This is a genomic window from Gemmatimonadales bacterium (genome assembly GCA_041390145.1).
Taxonomy (GTDB): Bacteria; Gemmatimonadota; Gemmatimonadetes; order Gemmatimonadales; family GWC2-71-9; genus SPDF01.
In genome coordinates, this window is record JAWKQM010000009.1 from 1 (window position 1) to 18,159 (window position 18,159).

The 18,159-nt window shown below is 67.3% G+C and carries 17 protein-coding genes; 6 read left to right on the top strand and 11 right to left on the bottom strand.

Annotated features, from left to right (window positions below):
- Window positions 1-1,133 (top strand): L,D-transpeptidase family protein (locus R2910_09100; protein MEZ4413126.1); only part of this gene is annotated, 1,133 nt, incomplete at its 5' end.
- Window positions 1,133-2,089: a serine hydrolase gene (locus R2910_09105; protein ID MEZ4413127.1), complete on the top strand. Its 957-nt coding sequence runs from the start codon at window positions 1,133-1,135 to the stop codon at window positions 2,087-2,089. The genes R2910_09100 and R2910_09105, both read left to right, overlap by 1 nt.
- 24 nt (window positions 2,090-2,113) lie before the next feature.
- Here the strand turns inward: R2910_09105 and R2910_09110 are convergent, their stop codons facing one another.
- From R2910_09110 to R2910_09120, 3 genes are all read right to left on the bottom strand, one after another.
- Window positions 2,114-2,830, bottom strand: a complete 717-nt coding sequence (locus R2910_09110) for a hypothetical protein (GenBank protein ID MEZ4413128.1) — start codon at window positions 2,828-2,830, stop codon at window positions 2,114-2,116.
- 19 nt (window positions 2,831-2,849) lie between these two features.
- Window positions 2,850-3,560, bottom strand: coding sequence for a hypothetical protein (locus R2910_09115; protein ID MEZ4413129.1), 711 nt, complete (start codon window positions 3,558-3,560; stop codon window positions 2,850-2,852).
- Between the two features lie 89 nt (window positions 3,561-3,649).
- Complete coding sequence (locus R2910_09120) at window positions 3,650-4,861, bottom strand: hypothetical protein (GenBank protein ID MEZ4413130.1); 1,212 nt, start codon at window positions 4,859-4,861, stop codon at window positions 3,650-3,652.
- Window positions 4,862-4,900: 39 nt separating this feature from the next.
- Between R2910_09120 and R2910_09125 the strand changes: the two genes are divergently transcribed.
- On the top strand, window positions 4,901-5,767 hold the full coding sequence (locus tag R2910_09125; protein MEZ4413131.1) for an SPFH domain-containing protein: 867 nt from the start codon (window positions 4,901-4,903) through the stop codon (window positions 5,765-5,767).
- 182 nt (window positions 5,768-5,949) lie between these two features.
- Here the strand turns inward: R2910_09125 and R2910_09130 are convergent, their stop codons facing one another.
- From R2910_09130 to R2910_09145, 4 genes are all read right to left on the bottom strand, one after another.
- Window positions 5,950-6,747 carry a tryptophan 2,3-dioxygenase family protein gene (locus tag R2910_09130; protein ID MEZ4413132.1) on the bottom strand — a complete coding sequence of 266 codons (798 nt, stop codon included), beginning with the start codon at window positions 6,745-6,747 and terminating at the stop codon, window positions 5,950-5,952.
- Window positions 6,744-7,385 carry a hypothetical protein gene (locus R2910_09135; GenBank protein ID MEZ4413133.1) on the bottom strand — a complete coding sequence of 214 codons (642 nt, stop codon included), beginning with the start codon at window positions 7,383-7,385 and terminating at the stop codon, window positions 6,744-6,746. The genes R2910_09130 and R2910_09135 overlap by 4 nt, the downstream gene beginning before the upstream one ends.
- A gap of 25 nt (window positions 7,386-7,410) precedes the next feature.
- A complete protein-coding gene (ada, locus tag R2910_09140; GenBank protein ID MEZ4413134.1) occupies window positions 7,411-8,502 on the bottom strand; it encodes a bifunctional DNA-binding transcriptional regulator/O6-methylguanine-DNA methyltransferase Ada in 1,092 nt (363 codons plus the stop codon).
- A 130-nt stretch (window positions 8,503-8,632) separates the two neighbouring features.
- A complete protein-coding gene (locus R2910_09145) occupies window positions 8,633-10,759 on the bottom strand; it encodes a glutamine synthetase III (protein MEZ4413135.1) in 2,127 nt (708 codons plus the stop codon).
- A 120-nt stretch (window positions 10,760-10,879) separates the two neighbouring features.
- Between R2910_09145 and R2910_09150 the strand changes: the two genes are divergently transcribed.
- On the top strand, window positions 10,880-11,215 hold the full coding sequence (locus R2910_09150) for a PadR family transcriptional regulator (GenBank protein MEZ4413136.1): 336 nt from the start codon (window positions 10,880-10,882) through the stop codon (window positions 11,213-11,215).
- 62 nt (window positions 11,216-11,277) lie between these two features.
- Here the strand turns inward: R2910_09150 and R2910_09155 are convergent, their stop codons facing one another.
- From R2910_09155 to R2910_09165, 3 genes are all read right to left on the bottom strand, one after another.
- The gene (locus tag R2910_09155) at window positions 11,278-11,814 is read right to left on the bottom strand and encodes a hypothetical protein (protein ID MEZ4413137.1); all 537 of its coding nucleotides are present in this window, start codon (window positions 11,812-11,814) and stop codon (window positions 11,278-11,280) included.
- A gap of 84 nt (window positions 11,815-11,898) precedes the next feature.
- Window positions 11,899-12,288, bottom strand: coding sequence for a DUF983 domain-containing protein (locus R2910_09160; GenBank protein ID MEZ4413138.1), 390 nt, complete (start codon window positions 12,286-12,288; stop codon window positions 11,899-11,901).
- 125 nt (window positions 12,289-12,413) lie between these two features.
- Window positions 12,414-13,070, bottom strand: a complete 657-nt coding sequence (locus tag R2910_09165) for a hypothetical protein (GenBank protein ID MEZ4413139.1) — start codon at window positions 13,068-13,070, stop codon at window positions 12,414-12,416.
- Between the two features lie 254 nt (window positions 13,071-13,324).
- Between R2910_09165 and R2910_09170 the strand changes: the two genes are divergently transcribed.
- Window positions 13,325-14,485: a DcaP family trimeric outer membrane transporter gene (locus R2910_09170; protein ID MEZ4413140.1), complete on the top strand. Its 1,161-nt coding sequence runs from the start codon at window positions 13,325-13,327 to the stop codon at window positions 14,483-14,485.
- Here R2910_09170 and R2910_09175 read toward each other — a convergent pair.
- Window positions 14,482-15,654, bottom strand: a complete 1,173-nt coding sequence (locus tag R2910_09175; GenBank protein ID MEZ4413141.1) for a hypothetical protein — start codon at window positions 15,652-15,654, stop codon at window positions 14,482-14,484. The genes R2910_09170 and R2910_09175 overlap by 4 nt on opposite strands.
- Window positions 15,655-15,734: 80 nt before the next feature.
- On the opposite strand from R2910_09175, the gene R2910_09180 reads away from it, so the two are divergent.
- The gene (locus tag R2910_09180) at window positions 15,735-18,128 is read left to right on the top strand and encodes a hypothetical protein (GenBank protein ID MEZ4413142.1); all 2,394 of its coding nucleotides are present in this window, start codon (window positions 15,735-15,737) and stop codon (window positions 18,126-18,128) included.
- Window positions 18,129-18,159 lie beyond the last annotated feature (31 nt).

The following is an 18,159-nucleotide window of genomic DNA, read 5'->3' on the forward strand; positions in this document are numbered from 1 at the left end:
CCACGTCGGACACGATGCCGGCAGCCATCGCCGCGCTCGCACCCCGTCACCCGCTCTACCTCCGCCTGCGGAGCGACCTCGCCCGGTATCGGGCGCTGGAAGCCAGCGGTGGATGGGAGCCGATCCCGGCCGGCCCGAACCTGGAGGAAGGGCAAAGTGATTCGCGGATTCCGGCGCTGCGGCGACGGCTGGCCCTGACAGGCGACCTTGACCCGCTCACCGCATCCGATACCGGCGCCGTGGCAACACCGGAGCTCACCGCGGCGTTGGCGCATTTCCAGGCGCGCAACGGCCTCTATGCCGATGGTGTCCTGGGTCCGCGCACCCGCGATCAGCTGAACGTGCCGGTGGCGGCGCGCATTCAGACGCTGCGCGTGAGCCTGGAACGGGGCCGGTGGGTCCTGCGCGATCTCGGCCGCACCTACGTCGCGGTCAACATCGCCGGCTTCGAATCGTACTTCGTGCGGAACGACACCCTCGCGTGGCAGGCCCCGTCCATTGTCGGACAGCCGTTCCGGCAGACGCCGGAGTTCCGCGCGACGATGACCTATCTCGTCGTCAACCCGACGTGGACGGTGCCCGAGTTGCTCCTTGACGAGGATGTGTTTCCGGCGGTGCGGCGGGACTCGACCTACCTCGCGACGCACGCCATGCAGGTGTTCGACCGGCAGGACGAGGTCGTCGATCCCAGCACGATCGACTGGAACTGGTATCGGGGGCGGACCTTTCCCTACCGTGTCGTGCAGGCGCCGGGTGGCGGAAACCCCCTCGGCCGGATCAAGTTCATGTTCCCGAACCCCTACGCCGTGTATCTCCATGACACGCCGGCACGGGAGCTCTTCCGGAAGCCGCAGCGGACCTTCAGTTCGGGGTGCATCCGCATCGAGCACCCGATGGCGCTGGCGGCGCTGCTCCTCGACGGCTCACCGTGGACCGCGGAGGCACTGGACAGCGTGGTGGCGGCGGGGAGCGAGCAGACCATCCCCCTGCCCCGTGCTGTGCCCGTGGTTGTGCTGTACTGGACGGCGTGGTCGGCACGGGACGGCACGGTGAATTTTCGGCCCGATGTCTATCACCGTGACGCGGCGGTCCTCCGCGCACTCGACGCACCATTCCACTTCAGGAGTCCCTGATGCACCGCCCTGCTCGCCCGGCGTCGATCCTCTGGCTGGTGGCCGTGCTGACCGGCTGCGCCACCGCGCCCGCGTCCCTGACCGCTCCACCCGCCACACCCAAACCCGACGCCACGCTGCAATCGCAATTGGAAACGGCGGTGCAAGGATTCCATGGTGATGTGGGCGTCTACGTCCGGAACCTCCGCACCGGTCAGACCGCCGCCATCCGGGCGAACGAGCTCTTCCCGACGGCCAGCATGATCAAGGTGCCGATCCTCCTGGCGACGTTCCAGGCGATGGAAGACGGCAACCTGTCGTTCTTGCAGAAGCTCACCTACACCGACTCGCTCGCCTATTCCGAGGAGGACGACCTCCTCGCGCTGGTCCAGGACAGCAGCACCATTGAGCTGGCCAAGGTAGCCATGCTGATGCTCACCATGAGCGACAACACGGCATCGCTCTGGCTGCAGTCGCTCGCCGGCACCGGTGTGCAAATCAACCAGTGGTTGACGCAGCACGGCATGGACTCGACCCGCATGAATTCGCGGACCCCGGGGCGGCAGGACAATTGGAAGCAGTATGGATGGGGACAGACGACGCCGCGCGAGATGGCGGAGCTGCTCGTGATGATCCGGGAGCAGCGGGCGGTGAGCCCCGCCGCCGACCAGCAGATGTACCGGATGCTGACGCGGACCTACTGGAACGGCGAGGCGGTGAGCCAGATCCCGCCCTGGGTGCAGGCCGCCTCCAAGCAGGGCGCGGTCGACCGTTCACGCTCCGAGGTGGTGCTGGTGAACGCGCCGGCGGGGGACTACGTCTTCTGCGTGATTACGAAGAACCAGGTCGACGAGAGCTGGGATTCGTCAAACGAGGGCTACGTGCTGCTGCGGAAGGTGTCGGCGCTGTTGTGGGCGTACTTTGAGCCGGACACTCCGTGGACACCGGCAGCGGGTGCCGCGCGCTTCACTCCCTGAGCGCGGCACCCAACTCCACGACGGTTACTGCCCCACGGCCTTCGCGAAGTTGCTGCTGGTGATCGTCACCACGACGCCCTTGGCCGAGGCCGTCAGGACCTTCTTGACCGGGAAGCTGACGCCGGTGGCGAGGGTAGTGAATGCGACATCCAGCGACACCTTGGCGCTCGGGTCGTTGAGCCACGTGGCAACAGCCAGGGTCGCCAGGTGGTGGTCCTCATTGTGCACCACCACGGCGACGGCGTCGCCCTGCTGGATGTAATTGCTCACCGTCACCTTGAATGTGTCGTTCGACGGGTTCGGCGCCACCGACACATCCCCCCGCTGCTGCGCCTTCGCAATGAGTTCCTGCTCGGGCGGCACATACTTGGCCACGAGCGTCTTGACGCTGTCCATGTACGCCTTGAGGTCGGCGATCTTGCTCTTGGCGATCCGCTTGCGCAGGGGGCCGCGCACCTTCTTGGGCGCCGGCGGGGCGCCAATCTGCGTGCACTGCGGCTTTTCGGCGCCGGCCACGTACTGGCACGACATGGAGTTGGTTTCCTTGACGTCGCCATTGAGCGCCAGCTCCGTCGTCTCGATCCAGGTGTAGGCCCGCTGCGCCGCGGCGTTCTCGGCGAGCGTCCGCTTGAGTTCAGCCACCCGTTCCTGCACGGTACCCTGCGCATGCGCTGTCGTCGCCACGGCCGCGCAAAGCAGCGCGGCCATCGCCGCCCGGCGCGGCAATCTCGTTCCAGTCATGGTCTGTCTCTTTCCTTGGTTATTGCGCGAGCGCGAAGCCGGCATCGGTGATCGTGACCACGACTTCCTTCGCGGTGGCGGTCAGCGTCTTGGTCGAGGCGAAGCTCACCCCGTTGGGCAGCGTCGTGAACGCGACATCCAGGGTCACGGTGGCGCTGGGGTCGTTCAGCCAGGTGTCGACCGCCACATGGGACACCTGCTTGGTCGTCTGGTTGACGGTGATGATGACCTTGTCACCCTTCTGGAGATAATTGCTCACGGTCAGCGCGATGGTCCCGTTCGACGGGTTGGGCGCCGTGGCGACGTCGCCACGACCCTGCGCCGCCTGGATCGCCGCGGCCTTCAGCGGCACGTACTGCGCCACGAGCGTCTTCACGCTGTCCATGTAACTCTTGAGCTCATCGACCTTCGAGTCCTTGACCGACCGGCGCACCGGGCCGCGCTGCCTCTTCGCCTCCGGCGGGGCGCTGGTGACGGTGCAGGTGGGCTTCGTGCCCCCGGCCATATACTGGCAGGCGGAGGTAGTCGTGGACTTCACCTCTCCCTTGAACGCGACCGCCGTCGTCTGCTGCCAGGCGTAGTTGCGCTGTGCCGCCGCGTTGGCGCTCATGGCGGTCTTGATGGCCTCCACCTCCTGCTGGGCGCTGCCCTGTGCCTGGGCGGCGGAGGCGAGCGCAATCACGGCCAGGGCCGACAGGCCGGTGCGAACGGTCCAGGAACTTCGGGGCATAGTATCACTTCCTCAATGGGAGATGGTCACTGCAGTCGCTGCAGACACAAATGAAATACCAAAGAATCGAGGACGCAAAGGTGAAGTGACTACCGGCCCACTTCGCTCAGCATCGCCATGGCGTCGTCCAACTGGGCATCCGACAGATATGGAGCTGGCCCGAATCGCAAGGCGTCCCCCCGGGCATCGGTCAGGACCCCCCGGGCACGAAGTGCGGCGGAGAGTTCGGCGGCGCGCGGGGCACGCAGGGCGAGAAACCCTCCGATCTGGCCAAGCGGCACGGTGCGGTCCCGCGTCACGACGGCCGGGTCGCAATCGAGCGCGTCGAACCGCTCGGCAAGCCGGCCCACCTGGTGCTGGCTCACTTCCCGCAGGAACGCAGGGTCGAGCCCTTGTTGTTCGAAGAAGTCGAACACCTCGGCGGCGCGATAGTGACTGGTGGGGTCATATGTGGACCCGGCAAACCGATCGGCCCCGGTGCCATAGAGCACGGCGCCGGGCCGTGACTCCGCCAGGGCGCTGAACTCGCTGAACCACCCGGTGACGACCGGTCGGAAGGCACGGCCCGGAGGAATCCGCAGAAAGCAGTTGCCCTCGCCGAGCTGACAGTACTTGTACCCGCCCCCGGTCACGAACGCTCCCTCCAATCCCTGCGCCCGCACCGACATCGGCACGACACCGAGCGCATGGTAGCTGTCCACCAACAGCTCCGCGCCGTGCCGCGCACAGGCCGCCGCGAGGCCGTCGAGGCCGGGGACGATGTGCGCGTTGTGGAAGAACACCGCCGAGACCAGCACCGCCGCCGTCCGGTCATCGACCGCCGCCGTCAGCCGTTCGGCCACCGTGCCTGCGGGGTCGGCGGCCACCTTCGCCACCTCGAGGCCCGCTTCACCGAGTCGGTCGAGCTGGCGCCGGATGGTGTGGAACTCACCGTCGGTGGTGACCAGCCGCGGGCGCTCGCGGAGCGGCAGCGCCGAGAGGAAGCGGAGGAGCAGGTCGTGCGTGCTGGACGCGAGAGCGTACTCGCCGTCCGCGTCATCGAGCAGCGTGGCGAATCCCTGTCGCACCCGGTCGGCCTTGGCGAACGCCCGCTCCCATTTTTGGTCCACCAGTTGGGCGGCATCGTCCCAGGCGCGGAGCTGGCCGTGGCGGGCACAGTCGGGCCAGGCCTGGTGCGAGTGCCCGGTCAGCAACAGGCGGTCGGCCACACGGAACGCGGAGTACTGGGGAGCGAGGGCGTTCGGGGTCCGGTAGAGCGCATCAGCCAGCACGCCGGCCCCCCTTGACGATCCGATAGCCATATGATATCATATCGGTATCACCTTCTCCGTGAGGTTGCCGTGATTCGCGAATCCAAATACAAGGCCGCCAGTGGCCTGTTCTTCCTGGTTCTCATCCTGGCCGCCGCCGCCTTCGGCCTGTTGCTCGTCACGCGTGGCGCGGCAACCGACAGACCCCTGATGGCGCTGCCCGGCTTTGCGCTCCTCTTTCTGGCGGCGGTCAGCCTCGGCGGGCTGTTCGTCGTCAACCCCAACGAGGGGCGCGTCCTGACCCTCTTCGGCAAGTACGTCGGCACCGTGAAAGTGCCGGGCCTCTGGTGGGTGAATCCCTTCATGGCCAAGAAGAAGGTGTCACTCCGCATCCGGAACTTCGAGACGGCCAAGCTGAAGGTCAATGACGCCAACAGCAACCCGATCGAGATTGCCGCGGTAGTCGTCTGGAAAGTGGTGGACACCGCCGAGGCGATGTTCGAGGTGGACGACTACGAGAACTACGTGAAGGTGCAGAGCGAGTCGGCCGTCCGCACCCTGGCCACCGCCTATCCCTACGATGCCCACACCGAGGGGGAGGAGGCGCTCAGCACCCACACCGCCGAGGTGTCAAAGCAGCTCAACACGGAGGTGCAGGAGCGGCTCGGCAAGGCCGGTGTCGAGGTGACCGAAACCCGGATCAGCCATCTGGCCTACTCACCGGAAATCGCCTCGGCCATGCTGCAGCGCCAGCAGGCCAGCGCCATCATCGCCGCGCGGCAGAAGATTGTGGAGGGCGCGGTCGGGATGGTGGAGACCGCGCTGGAGATGCTTTCCAGCAAGAAGATCCTCGAGCTGGACGCCGAGCGGAAGGCGAACATGGTCAGCAACCTGCTCGTGGTGCTCTGCTCCGAACGAGGCACGCAGCCCGTCGTGAACTCCGGCTCGCTTTACTGATCGCCCCGTGGCTCCGCGCAAGGCGTTCCTGCTTCGACTCGACCCCGCCGTCCATGCCGCCCTGGAGCGGTGGGCGGCGGACGAGTTGCGCAGCCTGAATGGGCAGATCGAGTTTCTGTTGAGAGAGGCGATCCAACGGCGTGGCAGGGGGGCGGCGGGGCGGCGGGGCGGTGAATCCGCTGCTACAGATCCGCCCGAATAGCCCAAAGATCCGGGAACAGCGGATGGTTCAGCGTCCGCATCAGGTACTCGGCCCCGTCGGACCCTCCCGTGCCGCGCTTCGTCCCGATGGTGCGCTGCACCATTTTCACGTGGCGGTACCGCCATTCCTGGACCCCTTCGTCCAGGTCCACCAGCCGCTCGCAGACCTGCGCCGGCAGGCCGCCGGTCCGGTAGACCGAGACCAGCACGTCCTGCACGCCGGCCGAGGGCGTGACCGGCTGGGTCACGTCCCGCGTCAGCGCCTCGGCGGGAATGGCCGCGCCCTCCTGGGAGAGGTAGCCGAGGAATCCATCCCAGAGCGTCGAGGCGGCGAACCGCCGCTCGAGAAGCTGCCGGTGCGCGGATCCTTCCGGGTAGCGCTCCAGCGCGCTGCGCTGCTTGTGTCCCAGCGCAAACTCGAACTCGCGAAACTGGAACGACTGGAAGCCGCTGCCCGACTCGAGCCGGTCCCGGAAGGAGAGGAACTCGAGCGGCGTCATCGTCTCCAGCACGTCGATCTGGGAGACGAGCACCTTCAGAATGGTCAGGATGCGCTTCAGCGTGCCCAGGGCCCCCAGCCCCTCGCCGGCCTCGAGGAGGCGGTGCAGGCGACCGAGTTCATGGAGGAGCTGCTTGAACCAGAGCTCGTAGACCTGGTGAATGACGATGAAGAGCATCTCATCGTGTTCGGGCCCGTCACTCAGCGGCTGCTGCAGCGCCAGGAGTTCGTCCACCTTCAGGTAGGTGGCATACGTAAGCGGCTTGGACGGAGGGGTCAAATGCCGTCCCGCTGGGAAGGGGAACCGACGCCAGGGGTCTGCGGACGGAACATGGTGTCGACGAGGGTGCGCGGCTTCATGCCCTGACCCGGCAGGACAGACTGGCCCGGCTTGCAGGGGCGGGCATTGCGCACCGTCCACCCGCTCGGCATGCCGGCGGAGTCGAAGCGGACATCCCCCCGCTGGTTGAGCCTCACCCGCCGGACCCCGATGGGAGTGGCCAGTTCAACCAAGCCGGTCAGCTCGTACTTGGTCATGACGTAATCGTCGCCCTTGGCGTGCACCGGCGGCTCGTTACTGCGCGGGATCTGCAGCAAGACCGTCACGTCCACCGAATCGCGCATCTTCATCGTGAACGCCTCGCTGCTCTGGAGCGACCCGACAACGGCCCCGTCCACGGCAAGCTGGCCGTTGATAGTGAGTCCATCGACGTTGAAGTCGTTGAGATTGCAGCCGGTCAGGACGACCTGGAGGGTGTCGGCAGGCGAGCCCTGAAAGGTGGGACGGACGCCGCTCAGCGCGAAGGTCGGATCGGAGTACAGCCACCCGCCAAGGGGGGTACAGCCCAGTACGCCGAGTCCCAGAAACAGGAAACCGGTGACGACGGCGGTCGGCGATGCATACCTGCGAATCCCCATGGGCGTTGGTAACCCCCGATGATGCTCACGGCATCTCACCCCGCGCCTCGCGCGCAAGCAGAGCCCGCTTTCGATCCTCCCCCCACCGATATCCCCCACCCGTCCCATCGGCACGCACCACCCGGTGACAAGGGATGACGAGCGCCACCGGATTTGCTGCACAGGCGGTTCCGACGGCCCGGGCTGCGCCGGGCCGCCCAATGGCCGCTGCCACCTCGCCATAGGTGCGGGTTTCCCCGTACGGGATCTGCCGCAACTGGTTCCAGACCAACCGCCCAAAGGGGCTTCCGCCGATATCCAGCGGGATCCGCGCGAGTGGCGCTCCCTCGGCCAGGTGCCGGAGAACCGCGGTGGCCAGTGGAGCCAGGGCGCCGTCATCCCGCACCAGTTCCGCGCTTGGAAACTCCCCGGCCAGTTCGCGGGCGAGTGCACCATCGTCCTGCCCAAACCAGGCCGCGCAGAGTCCCCGCTCGGTGGCGGCAAGCAGGAGCGGCCCCGCCACCGATTCTGCCACGGTGTACCGGAGCGTAACCCCGGCCCCACCCGCGCGATACGATGCTGGCGGCATACCTAGCGCATCGGCGCCCTGCTCATACAGCTGCCGACTGGACCCATAGCCGGCGTCCCACCCGGCGCGGCTCACCGCACGGCCCTGCCGGAGCCCCGCCTTGAGGCGTTCACGGCGAAGGGCCTGTGCATACGCCCGGGGGCTGACCCCGACCAGCCGGGAGAAGTTGCGTTGCAGGTGCGCCGGACTCAAGCCCGAGGCCCGGGCCAGCTCCGCGAGGGGAGGGACCTCTCCAGCGCGGCCCTCAATATAGGCCAGCGCCCGCCGGACCGCCTCATTTCCCGAACGGGGCCCGGTACCGAATTCCGCCTCATCGGGTTTGCAGCGCAGGCAGGCTCGGAATCCAGCTGCCCGCGCCCCGAGCGGCGAGTCGCAAAACACTACGTTCTCACGCTTTGGGCGTCGGGATCCGCAGGAGGGCCGGCAGTAGATCCCGGTGGTGCGCACGGCATAGACGAACTGGCCATCGGCCCGCGCATCGCGGTCGAGCACGGCCGCCCACCGGTCCGTCTCGCCCGGGGGAGCCTTGGCACTGGGTGACTTGATCATGGGAACAAGGTAGGAGAAACCCCGGGGCGGGGCTATCCGGTTTGTGCGTTGAATCGCCGGCGGGACCGGGAGGCAGGGAGGCTCTACCTGCCCACCTGCCCCGCTGCCCCCCTGCCCATTCCACACCGTCCTACTTCAGGAAAAGAAGCTCCCGGTAGGTCGGCACCGGCCAGAACTCGTCCGCCACGTGCAGCTGGAGTTCATCCGCCACCAGCCGGAGTTCCTCCATGGCCGGGATGACCTTCGCCTTGATCTGCTGGGCGTGCTTCATCGGCGAATCGGCGTGGGCCTGCGCCACCTTGTCGAGGGCCACGGTCGCCTTCCGAAGCCGGCTCACTGCACCGACGAAAGTCTGCAGCGCCGTCCGGGAGTCGGCGTCCTCGACGCCGGCCGCCTCGGTGGAGGCCACGGCGTCCGCCATCAGCGATTGATGCGCCAGGGCGGCGGGAAGGATCATGGTCCGCGCCATCGACACCATGGTCTCCGCCTCGATGGTGATCTGCTTGATGTACTTCTCGATGGCGATGTGGGTGCGGGAGTCGAGTTCCGCCTTGGTGAGCACGCCGTACTTCTTGAACATGTCGTAGTTCTTCTTCGCCGACAGCGCCTGGAACGACTCCACGGAGTCCTTGAGCATCGGGAGCCCGCGCTTCTCCGCTTCGGCATGCCACTCCGGAGTGTAGTTGTCGCCGTCGAAGATGACCCGCTTGTGCTCCTTGAGCAGCTTCTTGAGCAGGCCCATCGCCGCGCTCTCGACCTTGGCGGCCGTCGGCTTGTCACCCACCGCCTTCTCGAGTTCCCCCGCCACGTAGTCGAGCGACTCCGCCACGATGGTGTTGAGCACCGTGTTGGGCCAGGCGATGCTCTGGCTCGACCCCACGGCCCGGAACTCGAACTTGTTGCCGGTAAAGGCAAACGGGCTGGTGCGGTTGCGGTCGCCGGAGTGCCGCGGCAGCTGCGGCAGCGACCGGGCGCCCAGGTCGATCATCCCGCCCTTGAGCGTGCGCTTCGGCACACCCTGCTCGACTTGTGACAGGATGTCGGAGAGCATGTCGCCGAGGAACATCGAGATGATGGCCGGCGGCGCCTCGTTGGCGCCGAGGCGGTGGTCGTTGGCCGCGCTGGCAATGCAGGCCCGGAGCAGGTCGGCGTGCACGTCCACCGCGCGGATCACGGCCACCAGGAACACGACGAACTGCAGGTTGGTGTGCGTCTCGTCCTGCGGATCGAGGAGGTTGACGCCGGTGTCGGTGGCCATCGACCAGTTGTTGTGCTTGCCGCTGCCGTTGACCCCGGCAAAGGGCTTCTCGTGCAGGAGCGCCGCCAGGCCGTGCCGCTGGGCCACGCGCTTGAGGGTCTCCATGAGCAGCATCTGGTGGTCGCTCGCGATGTGGCTGACCTCGAAGAGCGGCGCGATTTCATACTGGCCCGGCGCCACTTCGTTGTGGCGGGTCTTGACCGGCACGCCGAGGCGGTAGAGTTCGAGCTCGGCGTCGGACATGAAGGCCAGCACCCGGCTCGGAATGGTGCCGAAGTAATGGTCCTCGAGCTGCTGCCCCTTGGGGGGACGGGCGCCGAAGAGGGTCCGCTCGCAGGTCATGAGGTCGGGGCGCTGGAAGTAGAGCTCCCGGTCCACCAGAAAGTACTCCTGCTCCGGACCGACCGTCGTGGCCACGCGGGTGACGCCGGCGTCGGTGCCGAAGAGCTTGAGGATCCGCAGCGCCTGCTTGCTCAGCGCCTCCATCGAACGGAGGAGGGGGATCTTGGTGTCGAGCGCCTCGCCGGTCCACGACACGAAGGCCGTGGGAATGCAGAGCGTCACGTTGTTCTCGCCCCGCACCAGGAAGGCGGGGCTGGTCGGATCCCACGCCGTGTAGCCGCGGGCCTCGAAGGTGGCGCGGAGGCCGCCGGAGGGGAAACTCGAGGCGTCCGGCTCGCCCTGCACCAGCTCGGCGCCGGAAAAGTTGAAGATGACCCCGCCGGATCCGTCGGGGCTCACCAGCGAGTCGTGCTTCTCGGCGGTGAGGCCGGTGAGCGGCTGGAACCAGTGGGTGAAGTGGGTGGCGCCGTTCTCGATGGCCCAGTCCTTCATGGTGGCGGCCACCACGTCGGCCACCTGGGCGTCGAGCTGCTCCCCGGCGTCGATGGTCCGGATGAGGCTCTTGTAGATCTCTTTCGGGAGGCGCTGGCGCATCACGCGCCGGGAAAAGACGTCCTTGCCGTAGATGCTGTCGATGCGGTCGATGGGGGCGGTCACGGAGTTCCTCGCACTGGCGGTCGGGAGAGACGAGCGGCGGACGGCGGGAGTCTAGTGCAGAGGGCGGGCCGGGGCTAGGTTTCTCCATAGACCATCTATGGAAGAGCGAACCTCGCCCCCATGACCCTGCTTCCTGGCACCCTCGACCTCCTCGTGCTCCGCGCCCTGGCGTGGGAGCCGACGCACGGCACCGGCGTGGGCGACTGGATCCGGCTGGTGACCGGCGGCGTGTTCAGTATCGAGGAGGGATCACTCTATCCCGCGCTGGGGCGGCTGCAACGGAAGGGGTGGATCACGTCGGACTGGGGACGGTCCGACGCGAATCGGCGGGCCCGCTACTACCAGCTCACGACCTCGGGCCGCCAGGAACTCCGGCGCCTTGCGGCGGAGTGGAATCGGTACGCGGAAGCGATGGGGACGGTGCTGCGGCACGGGGCGCCGAGGCCATGGATGTAACGCGCTTCACCCCCTGTCCCCTTTCCCCCGTGTGAAGAGGGGGAGGCATGCCCTACCAGCACTCAGCCTTGCGACGAAGGTGCAACATCGTCATCGGCGAGGAATGTCTGCCAGCGAGCCACCGCCGCCTGATCCAGGATGGGCTGTGCAATACACTTTTCCACGAACGCGGAGAAATCCCGCGAATACGGCGTCGGCTTGGCCCGCCACCAGGCCTCGACCCCCGGCAACGAAATCCACCACCCGAGCGTCGCCGCCCAGCGACCCCAGACCTCGGCGGGAAGGCGATCCGCATGTGCCTCGTGGAACATGAACTCGAATGTGCCGAAGATCTCGTAGAAGATCCACGTGAACTGTATCCGCTCCTCGCGTGTGAGGTTCGCGATGTCTCGCACACCACGACTCACGAGGCTCGAGGCGCTCGCGTTCGTACCAAGGCGGGCCTGCGTCGCCCCCAGCCGCTCGAGCGCCTTGGCGTAATTCTGCGACTGCAACGACTGCGTGTGGCGACGAATCTGCGAGGTCAGGCTGACGATGGCCACGAAAACCGCCACCAGGCCTGCATAGTTCCCAATCTCCCGCAACAGTTCCAGGCTCATGACGTTTCCCCTTCGAGTGCGGACCCTTCCAATAGGTACGCGCGAAAGGGCGGGACGCAAGGAGGCGGGGCGGCGGGGCCGAAACTACGCGATGAAATCCTTTGGAGTCAGCGGGCGGAAGCCAATGTCGAAGGCGAGGAAGAGCGTCTTGCTGAAGGGAAAGAGCACGAACGGCGACAGCAGCGCCTCGAGCGGCGCCGTCCACGCCAGCGTGTCCCACGGCGGCGTGGGCCAGGCGCGGGCGATGACGGTGAAGATCACCGCCATCGAGAGTCCCTCGGCGAGGAGGAGATTGATCCAGATGGCGCCGAGGTAGTAGCCCGGCTCGCCGCGGTCGAAGCGGAGCCCGCAAGTCGGGCAGTCCGGCAGCATCCGCAGCCAGTGATGGAAGACCGGCGTGGCTCCGCAGTGGGGGCAGTGCCGGCGGATGGCGCGGAAGAACCGGGTGGAGCCGGTGGGCGCAGGCGATGTCATGGCGACAAAGCTAACGGCCTTGCTGTTCAACCTCACCCCCGGTCCCCCTCTCCATAAAATGGAGAGGGGGGACGTCCGAACCGGACGCCCCCCTGCCCCGCTGCCTACCTGCCCCGCCGCGAGCGTCAGCTCGCCCTGGCCCAGACCTTCAGGAACGGGATGCGGGTCGGAGCCGGTGCCGCGACGACGGCCGCCTCCGTTTCCACCGGTGCGTCGAGTTCCACCTCTGCCATCGCCGCGAGCGCCTGTTGGTAGACCATCTGGGCCTGGTGCGCCGGGAGGTCCATGGTGCGGATGTAGTGGCGGACGCCGTCCTCCGACGAACCGCTGCGGGTCCCGGCCAGCATCAGGGCATTCGATTTGTGGGTGGCGGCCAGCCCCTCGAGGGCGCGGGCGGTGGCCAGCGTCATCCGGCGGCGCGCCTCCTGCGTCGCCGACGCCATCCGGCGGGTCACGCCGAGGAAGGTGCCGGGATTGAGGAGCGCCCACCCGCTGGGCGTGCCATCGGGCGTCGATGTCTCGAGCGCGGAGAAATCGAGCCGCAGGAAGGTGCCGGTCCGGACGGCGTCGCGCATGCCGAGGGGGACCGGGACTTCCCGGAAGTACGCATCGAGCGCCTCGTCCACGGAAACGAATGGGGCGAGGGCCTCGACGAAACTGGCGGCTTCGGTGCGGTGCGTCTCGACCAGCGCCTCCCAGGCGCGCGCGTAGGCGACCTGCACCTGCCGGTCGGCGGCCGAGGCGTTCGGGGTCAGCGAGGGAATGGCATTCGGAAACTGCATCGTTCGTCACTCCGGTAGAGGTCGACTTCGGGGAGTGAGAAGAGCAGGAGCGGTGCCAGTCGACTGCACCGTTGGCAACCGTTGAAATACCATGGGTTTGAACGGCGAACCCGCAACCGTTTGCATATCGGAGGACTGGGGGCTCCCACCCTCCGCTGCGTCGCAGTGAGGGATGGGTGCGACAACCGGAAGGGTGGTTCAGAGGTCAAGCCTGCACCGCTTGCACCTCTAACCTCGGGAGGCAAAATTCCCGGATGCGAACCTCCTTCCTCTGCCTCGCCGCCCTCTTCGCCGCGGCGCCGCTCTCCGCCCAGGCCATCAAGTACGAGAGCAAGGACTCCGTCGGGGGACAACCGAAGCAGACGGCCTTTGTCGGTCTCACCATCTGGTTCGACGGGTACCTGGACTTCTACGGGCTGCAGGAGAGCCCGACGTTCAGTCCGATCGAGATCCCGACGGACGGATCTGGCCGGTCGGGAGCTCGCCTGGACGCCGATCTCCGGCAGACCAGGTTCAGACTGGGCGGCACCACCAACGACACACCCGTGGGGCCCATCACCGCCTACCTCGAGGCTGACTTCTGGGGCCCGGACGGGACAGCCGTCCTGCGACTCCGCCGGGCGTATGTGACGGCGAGGCGGCTGCTGATCGGACAGGACTGGAGCACGTTCAGCGATCTGACGGTGTTTCCCCCCGTGGCCGACTTCGATGGACCGCCGACCGGCGCCAACGTGCGCGTCGCGATGATCCAGTATCGCTCACCGCGCAATGCGGACCATCCCTGGAGCACCGAGATCTCACTCGAGAATCCGTCTGCAGACATTCGGTACCCGACCGCGTCGATAGACAGCACGACCGAGCCGACGTTTCAGCGACTCCCCAACCTTGCCGTCAACGTGCGCGTCGAGAAACCGTGGGGCCACCTGCAGTTGTCCGGCCTGACCCTGGAACTCCGTTACCGACAGGATGGCGTCAACCAATCCGAGTGGGGATACGGCGCGGCACTCTCCGGAATTCTCAATGTCGGAGCGCGGGACAAGCTCTTCCTGCAGGGGCTGGCGGGCCGGGGGATCAGCCGGTACGTGACAGGCATCGGGAATGCCAGCGCCGACGCGATCGTCTACAACGGTGAATTGAGTCTCTTGCCGGTCGCCGGCGGATACCTCGCGTACGAGCATTTCTGGACGCCGTCGCTGTACAGCACGGCCGTGGCGGGCGGGATCCTCGTGCAGAACAACATTGATCCGGCCTACAACGACCTCTTCCGGGGCACCTACGGATCGGTCAACCTCTTCCTCACCCCGGCCCCGCGCCTCAATCTTGGCGCTGAAGTGCTCTACGGCTGGCACAAAGATGCGTTCGGCGGCAAGGGAGACGCGCTCCGGCTCTACCTCGTCACTTCGTATACCCTCTAGCCCCCACCCCGCGTCCGCCCGCAGTAGAGTCGGATCCGCAGACCGCCAGTCGACGTGTCCAGTACCGTGTCGAGCGCCAACCCCGTCGCCGATGCCAGCGCCGGATCCGATGTGACGAAACCCAGCGACCACGACGCGAGTGGTCCGCGCATCGCGTTGCCGAGCGAGGCGTAGAGATCCCGCAGCCTGCTGCTCTCGCCCACACGGACGCCATAGGGCGGGTTGGTAAGCACCAGCCCGGGTGGAAGGTCCGTCACGTCGGAGTCAAAGAGGGTGTTGGTAAGCGCGGCGCGAAGGACAGACAGGTCGCCGGCCACCCCCGCCCGCTCGGCGTTGGCGGCACAGGCCTCCACGGCCCCCGCATCTCGATCCGCGGCCACGATCGCAGTGGTTGCCCGCTCGAGAATCGCCTTCGCCGCCTCCCCCCGCACGTACTCCCACACCGACGGCTTGAATTCGGGCCAGTTTTCGAACGCAAAGCGGCGCCGCCAGCCGGGGGGAATCCTCCGGGCCAGGAGTGCGGCCTCAATCGGAATGGTGCCCGATCCGCACATCGGATCCACCAGCGGTGCGGTGCCGTCCCACTCCAGGGCCAGAAGCATCGCCGCGGCAAGCGTCTCCCGTATCGGCGCCTTGGCCGACGCCAGTCGGTAGCCCCGTCGATGCAGGAGACCGCCGGAACTGTCCACGCTCAGCGTCAATTTGTCGTCCACGAGGCGCACGAGGAAGCGCTGCACGCCGGGGAGCGCCGCGACGTCATCATCGAGCGTGTCGGCGTCGGAGGGAGCGCGGACCGGGCGGGCCCCCGGCAGCGCCGACACCATGGCGCGCTCCAACCGCTCGGCGACCGCGTCCTGGTGGTAGAGCCGGCTCTTGTGACTGGTCACCCGGAAGTGCGCCGCGCCGCCCGCCGGAACCCACCGTTCCCAGCGAATGGCCCGCGCCCGCTGCTCCAGTTCGGCGAAGGACCTAGCATCGAACCGCGCCACGCGCACCACGATCCGGCTGGCGGTCCGCACCTGCAGGTTGGCGGCGTAGAGGACGCCCGGCGCCGCCGTGAACGCCACGCCCCCAAGCTCGGTGGCATCCACCACGGCGCCCGCCGAGGCGAGTTCGCCGGCGGTCAGCCGTTCCAGGCCGGGCGCGGTTACGGCATAGCAGGAGTGCATCGATCGAATGGTAGCGGCAGGGACGGGGCATTAGTACTATTTGAGTATTCACCCCGCTACCACCCCTGAGGGGCAGGACCATGCCGTTCCAGCGCCGTCTCATTCCCGCCGTGATGTCCTTCCTGGCGGCACTCGCCGTCGCACCGCTCACCGCCCAGACCGCTGCCACCCCAGCCGAGACCGGGTGGCCCAGGCAGTTCTTCTACTCCGGCGACAGCATCACCATCTACCAGCCGCAGGTCGACGCCTGGCAGGACAACCTGATCCGGGCGCACGCCGCAGTCGCCATCAAGGCGCCGGGCATGGCCGAGCCCACGTTCGGGGTCATGCACATGCAGGGCGTCACCGCCGTCAACAAGGACACCCGCCTGGTCGACATCACCGATGTCGCGGTGACCAGCGCCAAGTTTCCGATGGCCGGTGCCCAGGAGGCCGGATTCTCGGCGGCGCTGACGCTGGTGCTGCCGGTGAGCTTCGACAACGTATCGCTCGACCGGCTGACGCTCAGCCTGGCCGCCGAGCAGGACCAGCAGAAGGCCAAGACGGTCCCGATCCAGAATGACCCGCCCAACATCATCTTCTCCGCCCAGCCGAGCATCCTGATCAGCATCGACGGGGCACCGAAGTACGTCGCGGTGACGGGGCAGCCGGTGATGCGGGTCGTGAACACCACCGCCTTCCTGGCCCGCGACAACAACGATGCCTACTGGCTCCATGTGTACGACGGTTTCATGACCGCCACGGCGCTCGCCGGGCCGTGGACCGTGGCGAAGAAGGTCCCGTCCGCGGTGCAGACGGCGGCCCAGGCGGCCGCCAAGGCGGGACAGGTGGACATGCTGACCGGCGCGGCCACCGACTCCACCCCGAAGCCAACGCTCAAGAACACGACGCCACCCAGCATCTACGTGGCGACCTCACCAACCGAACTGATCGTGACCGACGGCCCACCGAACTACGAGGCGATCCCGGGCACCAGCCTCCTGTACGTGGCGAACACGAACATGTACGTGTTCGAGGAGGTCAACACCCAGACCGCCTACGTGCTGCTCTCGGGCCGCTGGTTCAGCGCGCCGTCCACCAAGGGGCCCTGGACCTTTGTCCCTGCCGACAGCCTCCCGGGCGAGTTCGCCCAGATTCCCTATGACAGCCCGATGGAGAACGTGCTCGCCTCGGTGCCGGGCACGCCGCAGGCCCAGGAGGCGGTCATCGAGAACCAGGTGCCGCAGACCGCGACCGTGTACCGCGACTCGGCGCACCTCGACCAGCCGGTGTACGACGGCGGGACACCAAAGTTGCAGGCCATCCCCGACACCCCGCTCCAGTACGTCGTCAACACCGGCACGCCGGTGATCATGGTCAGCGCCAGTTCGTGGTATGCGCTGCAGAGCGGGATCTGGTTCACCGCAACGTCGGCGAACGGCCCGTGGACGGTGGCCACCTCCGTCCCGGCGACGATCTATTCCATCCCGCCCAGCTCCCCGCTCTACTACGTGACCTACGTGAAGGTGTACGGCGCCACCAGCACCGTGGTGTATGTGGGGTACACCCCCGGTTACTACGGGGCGTACCTGACACCCTACGGCACCGTCGTCTACGGCACGGGATACACCTATCCCGCGTACGTGGGCACGGTGTACTACCCGCCGCCGATGACCTACGGCTATGGCGCCACCATGACCTACACGCCATACGCCGGCTGGGCCTTCGCGTTCGCCCTCGGCTATGCTGCCGGCTCCTCGTACTACCACTATGGCTACGCGCCGATGCCGTACTACGGGGCGTACTCCCCCTACCACGGGTACGCCTACGGTCCCCATGGGAGCGCCGCGTACTACGGCCCGGGTGGTTGGGCCGGCACCACGGGGAATGTCTATCATCAGTACGGCTCGACGAGCGCGGTGAGCCGCACCTCCGGGGGCTACAACGCCTGGACCGGCAACGGCTACGCGCATCAGACGGAACAGTCCTACAACTCGATGACCGGCACCTCCACCGTCGGGGCGCGCAACACCGAAGCCAACGCCTACACCGGCGGCTACGCCTCGCAGAGTGCCGGCGCGGCCTACAACAACAAGACCGGCGCCGCCGCCGCCGGGGTGCACACCACGGCGGGCAACGCCTACACCGGCCAGCAGGTCTCGGCCACCAAGGGCGCCGTGTACAACCCCAACACCGGCCGCACCGAATCGGTGGGCGCCATGGGTTCAGACGGCAACTACGTGGCGCACGCCGGGAACAATGTCTATGCAGAATCCAACGGCAACGTCTACAAGAGCACGCCGAGCGGCTGGCAGCAACCGTCGGCCAACGGCGGGTGGCAGAACGCCAGCATGAGCGACGCCCAGAAGCAGCAGGCCAACAGCTGGGCGAATGCGCGCGGCGCCGGCGACACCCGGGCCGCGAGCAGCGGCAACTTCAACCGGGGCTTCGGCGGGGGCGGCGGTTTTGGCGGGGGGGGTGGGCGGCGGCGGTGATTGCAGGAAATCGACTTCAACCAACCACGAC

What these genes read in the sequence shown, in the direction of transcription:
- R2910_09165 (MEZ4413139.1), bottom strand. Translation starts at nt 13,070, where the DNA reads ATGCAGTTTCCGAATGCCATTCCCTCGCTGACCCCGAACGCCTCGGCC.
- R2910_09135 (MEZ4413133.1), bottom strand. Translation starts at nt 7,385, where the DNA reads ATGGGGATTCGCAGGTATGCATCGCCGACCGCCGTCGTCACCGGTTTC.
- R2910_09120 (MEZ4413130.1), bottom strand. Translation starts at nt 4,861, where the DNA reads ATGGCTATCGGATCGTCAAGGGGGGCCGGCGTGCTGGCTGATGCGCTC.
- R2910_09105 (MEZ4413127.1), top strand. Translation starts at nt 1,133, where the DNA reads ATGCACCGCCCTGCTCGCCCGGCGTCGATCCTCTGGCTGGTGGCCGTG.
- R2910_09110 (MEZ4413128.1), bottom strand. Translation starts at nt 2,830, where the DNA reads ATGACTGGAACGAGATTGCCGCGCCGGGCGGCGATGGCCGCGCTGCTT.
- R2910_09150 (MEZ4413136.1), top strand. Translation starts at nt 10,880, where the DNA reads ATGACCCTGCTTCCTGGCACCCTCGACCTCCTCGTGCTCCGCGCCCTG.
- R2910_09115 (MEZ4413129.1), bottom strand. Translation starts at nt 3,560, where the DNA reads ATGCCCCGAAGTTCCTGGACCGTTCGCACCGGCCTGTCGGCCCTGGCC.
- ada (MEZ4413134.1), bottom strand. Translation starts at nt 8,502, where the DNA reads ATGATCAAGTCACCCAGTGCCAAGGCTCCCCCGGGCGAGACGGACCGG.
- R2910_09170 (MEZ4413140.1), top strand. Translation starts at nt 13,325, where the DNA reads ATGCGAACCTCCTTCCTCTGCCTCGCCGCCCTCTTCGCCGCGGCGCCG.
- R2910_09175 (MEZ4413141.1), bottom strand. Translation starts at nt 15,654, where the DNA reads ATGCACTCCTGCTATGCCGTAACCGCGCCCGGCCTGGAACGGCTGACC.
- R2910_09155 (MEZ4413137.1), bottom strand. Translation starts at nt 11,814, where the DNA reads ATGAGCCTGGAACTGTTGCGGGAGATTGGGAACTATGCAGGCCTGGTG.
- R2910_09180 (MEZ4413142.1), top strand. Translation starts at nt 15,735, where the DNA reads ATGCCGTTCCAGCGCCGTCTCATTCCCGCCGTGATGTCCTTCCTGGCG.
- R2910_09160 (MEZ4413138.1), bottom strand. Translation starts at nt 12,288, where the DNA reads ATGACATCGCCTGCGCCCACCGGCTCCACCCGGTTCTTCCGCGCCATC.